The sequence below is a fragment of the Sulfurivermis sp. genome (assembly GCF_059410345.1).
In genome coordinates, this window is record NZ_JBLJDO010000037.1 from 1 (window position 1) to 5,504 (window position 5,504).

Below are 5,504 nucleotides of genomic sequence, written 5' to 3' on the forward strand. Positions count from 1 at the left end.
AAGGGTCTTTTAATCCGTTGGTCGTGAGTTCGAGTCTCACACGACCCACCAATCAAACACAAAAAAGCCCGCGCAAGCGGGCTTTTTTGTTGGTCGGCTGTTTGCTGCGGAGGCGTGTTCCGTGCGTCCCCGCTGTCCGTCACCGCATCAGAACACGATGTTCAGCATGGTCAGCGCCACGATCAGGAACAGCACCGTCATGATGCCGCCGGCGCGCATGAAGTCGGCCACGCGGTAGCCGGCCGGACCCATGATCAGGGCATTGACCTGGTGGGTGGGGATGAGGAAGGAGTTGGAGGTGGCAATGGCCACGGTGAGGGCGAACACCGCCGGATTGGCGCCGGCCTGGATGGCGATGTTCACCGCCAGCGGCACCAGCAGCACGGTGGCGCCGACGTTGGACATCACCAGGGTGAAGAAGGTGGCCAGGATCGCAATCACCGCCTGCAGCACGATGTGATTCACATCGCCGCCGAGGATCTGCAAGGTCTGCACGGCGATCCAGCTGGCGGTGCCGCTGGTCTCCACCGCCTGGCCCAGCGGGATCAGGCTGGCGAGCAGGAATACTGTCTTCCAGCTCACCGCACCGTAGGCTTCGTCGATGGTCAGTACGCCGCTCAGGATCATGCCCACCGCGCCGGTGAGCAGGGCCACGGACAGGCGTACGTCGGTGAACAGCACCAGACTCAGGGCAAGCAGGAAGAAGCCCAGGGCGAAGTGGACCTTGTGCGGGCGCAGCTCCTCGTGCGGGTAATCGGTGGTGATGACGAGGAAGTCGCGGCGGTTCTTGTCGGCGGCGGCCAGGTCGTCCCAGCGGCTGTGCTGGACCAGGGTGTCGCCCGATTGCAGTACCAGATCGCGCAGGTTCTCGCGCAGCACCGCGGTGCCGCGGTATACGGCCAGCACGTTGAGGCCGTGGGTCTTGCGCATGCGGATTTCGCCGATGGATTTGCCGACCAGGCGCGAATTGGGCGGAATGACGATTTCGGAGATGCCGGCGCGGCTCGGTGTCAGCACCTCGGCGAAATGGCTGGTGTCGCCGGTGCGCTCCAGGCGGTAGGCATCGGCCTGGCGCTGGATGGCCTCGTTGGTGCCCATCAGGGCCAGTACCGCACCTGCCGGCACGGTAATGTCACGCGACGGAGCGATGCGCACGTCGTCGCCGATGCGCAGGGCGATGACGGAGACGTCGTGGCTGAGCGCACCCTCCAGTTCTTCGACGGTCTTGTCGGCCAGCGGGCTGCCGGCGGGTATGGACAGTTCGAAGATGTCGCCGCTCAGGCCGTACTGGCTGCGGAAATACTCCATGGTGCTCATGCCTTCGGCGCCTTCGGTCTTGTTGGCGGGCAGCACGAAGCGGCCGGCGAGCACGAAGTAGATGATGCCGGTGGCGACCAGGGCCAGGCCGATGGGGGTGACGGCGAACAGCTCGAAGGTCTCCATCGCCTCCAGTCCCTGGGCGGTGAGCGATTTGTTGGAGGTGAGGATCAGGTCGTTGAGCAGGATCAGCGGGCTGGAGCCGATCATGGTGATGGTGCCGCCGAGGATGGCACAGAAGCCCATGGGCATCAGCAGGCGCGACATGGGCAGCCCGGTGCGGTTGGAGATGCGGCTGACCACCGGCAGGAACAGGGCGGCGGCGCCGACGTTCTGCATGAAACTGGAGATGAAGCCGACTGTGCCGGAGATGAGCGGAATGATGCGCTGCTCGGTGGAACCGCCGACCTTCATGATGAATGCGGCCACTTTGCTCATCACGCCGGTCTTGTCCAGTCCGGCGCCAATGATCATCACGGCGATGATGGAGATCACGGCGTTGGCGGCAAAACCGTCGAACAGGTGCTTGGCATCGACCAGGGACGGCACGATGTTGTCGGGTATGACGGTGGTGAGGCCAAGCAGCACCATCACCAGCACGGCGGCTACGTCGACACGCACGATTTCAGAGACAAACAGATAAATGGTAAAGGCAAGAAACGCCATCACCCACATCATTTCCGTGGTGAGGGTCAGATTTTCCAACGTCCTGCTCCTTCTATAACATGGGCCGCGCCGTGCACCGGAGGCGTCCAGGCGGGGTGAGGGGTACGGTATGTCATGCGGTCGCCGGGAAGGGGGCGTGATCGGGGCGTGGCCGCGAAACGGCTGCTGATGATACTGAAAAGTGCAACGGCACGCCATGGCGGGTTACCTCTACGGTATACTGCCGTGCCCCGGCCGCTTTGCGTATTCTCCCCTGGTGTTGCCGCTGGCATGGCCGAAACCTGAGCTTAGCGACATGATTTCATTGCACAAACTTCTGCCCTTCCTGCAGTGGTTGCCGCGTAGCCGCACGGCCTTCCGGGCCGATCTCATCGCCGGCATCACCGTGGCGCTGGTACTGATCCCCCAGTCCATGGCCTATGCCCAACTGGCCGGCTTGCCCGCCTATTACGGTCTGTATGCCGCCTTTCTGCCCGGCATCATCGCGGCCTTGTGGGGCTCTTCCGCCCAGCTGGCCACCGGCCCGGTGGCGGTGGTCTCGCTGCTGACCGCCTCTGCGCTGGCGCCGCTGGCGGCCCTGGGCAGCGAGCAGTTCATCGCCCTGGCGATACTGCTGGCCTTGCTGGTCGGCATGATCCAGCTGGCCTTGGGCATGTTCCGCCTCGGTGTGGTGGTCAATTTCATCTCCCATCCGGTGATCGTCGGCTTCACCAGTGCCGCCGCCATCATCATCGGCTTGTCCCAGCTCAACAAGCTGTTGGGCGTATCCATCGGGCGCAGCGAGTCGTTTTTGCAGGACATCTGGGGGGTGTTGCAGCAGATAGGCGATACCCACCTGCCCACGCTGCTGATGGGAGTGGGCGCCTTCGCCATCATGTGGGGGCTGCGGCGCTATGCGCCGAAGCTGCCCGGTGTGCTGATTGCGGTGGCCATTGCCACGGTGATCAGTTGGGGCACGGAGTTCGAGCGCAACGACACGGCATCCATCAGCCAAATCCACGACGCCGAGCTGCGCACCCTGGCGCGGCTGACGGTGGACAAGGAGCGGGCCGGTGCCGAACTGGCGCAACAGATCGGCGGCAAGAGCCAGGAGCTGACGCGTCTGACAGCGATGTTCGGCGCCCAGGACCGGCGCGTGATCGCCCTGCGCTATGAACTGGAGCTGTTGCAGGCGGAGCGCCGTGACGCCGAACGCGAGCAGCATCACGCCCAGCGTGCCCTGCAGCAGTTTGCCTTTTATCGCGTACCGGGCGATGAAGAGGATGGGGGAGATGCGGTTCTCTATTTGAGTGATCACTTTCCCGCCGGCATGAAGCATGACGGTCAGCGCTGGCGCATACGCGCCGTGCGCGGTGATGAGGTGCAGCTGTCCGGCGGTGGCGCGGTGGTCGGCAGCATTCCCGCCGGTCTGCCTTCCATCGCGGCGCCCAGTTTCAGTTGGGACATGATGGTGGCCCTGCTGTCCAGTGCCCTGGTCATCTCCCTGGTCGGCTTCATGGAGGCGATCTCCATCGCCAAGGCGATGGCGGCAAAGACGCGCGCCCGCATCGATCCTAACCAGGAACTGGTGGGGCAGGGGTTGGCCAACATCGTCGGCAGCTTCACCCAGTCCTATCCGGTGAGCGGTTCGTTCTCCCGTTCCGCGGTGAACGTCAATGCCGGTGCCGTGACCGGCATGTCCTCGGTGTTTAGCGGCGGTGTGGTGCTGCTCACGCTGTTGTTCCTCACCCCGCTGCTGTATCACCTGCCGCAAGCGGTGCTGGCGGCAGTAATCATGCTGGCAGTGATCGGCCTCATCAATTTCAAGGCCATGCTGCATGCCTGGCAGGCGCATCGCCATGACGGCGCCGCCGCCATCGTCACCTTCGTCGCCACCCTGCTGTTTGCGCCCCATCTCGACCTCGGCATCCTGGCGGGTGCCGGTCTCGCGGTGGTGCTGTACCTGCTGCGCACCATGCGCCCGCACATGGCGATATTGGGTCGTGCAGACGACGGCCACTTGTGTGAGTTGTGTGGACACCCCGAGGCACAGGGTGATAAGCGCGTGGTGATCGTGCGTTTCGACGGTGCCCTGTATTTCGCCAATGTCGCCTGTTTCGAGGATGCCATCCTGGAGGCCGTCGCCAATAGCCCGCAGGCGCGTTACCTGTTGGTGGTGGGCCACGGCATCAGCCAGCTCGACGCCTCTGGCGAGGACGTGTTGCATCATCTGGTGGAGCGTCTGCGCAACAACGGTATCGAGGTGCTGTTCAGCGGACTCAACACCCAAGTGCGTGAGGTGATGCGTCGCACCGGCCTGGAGGCCAAGCTGGAGGGAGCGATCTTTGCCAACGAGGTGCTGGCTCTGGCGGCAGTGGAGGAACGCGAGGGCTGCAGGTAGGGAGCAAGATGGCAGGGGGGTTAGCAGCGATTGTCCAGCCCACATGTTTCCAAGAAAAGACGAACAATAAAAAACCCGGCCGAAGCCGGGTTTTTATTTGGCTGAAAGGCAGTGCTTACTTGCGGCTGCCCGGGCCGTTCATCTCGATACCGTTGCTCATGTAGGTGTGGAAATATTCCAGCGCGCGGTACTCGTCGCTCTGGCTGCCGAAGCCCTTGGCGCGAACCTGCTCGTTGCAGCCCTGATAGCGGCGGTGCAGGGTGCCCATGTTGCCCCAGGTCTGGCGATAGACCGGGAAGTGGGTGGTGTGGCCCAGGGCCGGGCTCAGCATTTCGGCACGGATATAGAGACCGGCGCTGTCCTTGTGGCAGTTGGCGCAGGACAGGTTGAGCTGGCCGCGCTTCATGTAGAAGTGACGTTTGCCGCGCTCGTACCATTCCAGGGCACGCGGATCGTTCGGCACCACCACATTCACCTTCTTGCCACGGGAGGTGGAGACCATGTAGGCGGTGATGAAGGCGATGTCGTTGACGAAGGGACGCAGCGGTTCTTCGCCATTCTTCGTGCGGCATTCCTGCACCTCCTGCTCCAGCGTCTTCACCGTATTGTTGGCGGCGTCGAAGTAGGGGTAGTTCTGCGCGATGCCGATACCGCCGTTGGGGAAGCAACTGGCATAGGTCTTGCCGTTCTTGAACGGTGTCTTGAACAACTTCTCGCCCTTCTTCAGGTCATCCTCATAGGGCGGGAAGTCTTCTTCCAACGCTTCCCAGGTGACGCGGGAGACCGGGTCGATGGCATAGACGCCGTTGGCGTATTCCTGCAGGGAAACGCCGGGGAACTTCTTCATGTAGTACTCGCGGAACTCTTTCAGATCCTGCTGCGGCGAGGCTTGCGCGGCAAGCGGTGCGCCGACGAGCAGGGCGAGTGCGGTTGCCGTGGTGAGCAATGCTTTCATATCCTGACTCCTCTTACATCTGGCATGTAGTGATTATTATTGGAACTCCGGGTCGGATTCTTAACCGATGGCGGTCTCGGCCGCATCCTTCTCGCCCTTGTTGTCGACCCAGGAGAGTGCGACCTTGTCGCCGGCCTTGGCGCCGGAGAACTCGATGGAGAGATAGGGGTTGGCGGAGATGGCGGC

Annotated in this window: 4 protein-coding genes; 1 reads left to right on the top strand and 3 read right to left on the bottom strand. The window is 63.0% G+C overall.

The features are described from left to right. Positions 1-147: 147 nt before the first annotated feature. A complete protein-coding gene (locus ACMV8A_RS15400) occupies positions 148-1,995 on the bottom strand; it encodes an SLC13 family permease (RefSeq protein WP_495326771.1) in 1,848 nt (615 codons plus the stop codon). Positions 1,996-2,278: 283 nt separating this feature from the next. Here ACMV8A_RS15400 and ACMV8A_RS15405 point away from each other — a divergent pair, with 283 nt between their 5' ends. Next, a complete protein-coding gene (locus ACMV8A_RS15405) occupies positions 2,279-4,363 on the top strand; it encodes a SulP family inorganic anion transporter (protein ID WP_495326769.1) in 2,085 nt (694 codons plus the stop codon). Between the two features lie 115 nt (positions 4,364-4,478). On the opposite strand, the gene soxA is transcribed toward ACMV8A_RS15405, so the two are convergent. Continuing rightward, positions 4,479-5,318, bottom strand: a complete 840-nt coding sequence (gene soxA, locus ACMV8A_RS15410; protein ID WP_495326770.1) for a sulfur oxidation c-type cytochrome SoxA — start codon at positions 5,316-5,318, stop codon at positions 4,479-4,481. A 60-nt stretch (positions 5,319-5,378) separates the two neighbouring features. After that, a complete protein-coding gene (locus tag ACMV8A_RS15415; protein ID WP_495326018.1) occupies positions 5,379-5,498 on the bottom strand; it encodes a thiosulfate oxidation carrier complex protein SoxZ in 120 nt (39 codons plus the stop codon). Positions 5,499-5,504 lie beyond the last annotated feature (6 nt).

Excerpts from the sequence above, each read along its gene's own strand:
- ACMV8A_RS15405 (WP_495326769.1), top strand. The coding sequence starts at position 2,279 with ATGATTTCATTGCACAAACTTCTGCCCTTCCTGCAGTGGTTGCCGCGT.
- ACMV8A_RS15400 (WP_495326771.1), bottom strand. The coding sequence starts at position 1,995 with ATGATGTGGGTGATGGCGTTTCTTGCCTTTACCATTTATCTGTTTGTC.
- soxA (WP_495326770.1), bottom strand. The coding sequence starts at position 5,318 with ATGAAAGCATTGCTCACCACGGCAACCGCACTCGCCCTGCTCGTCGGC.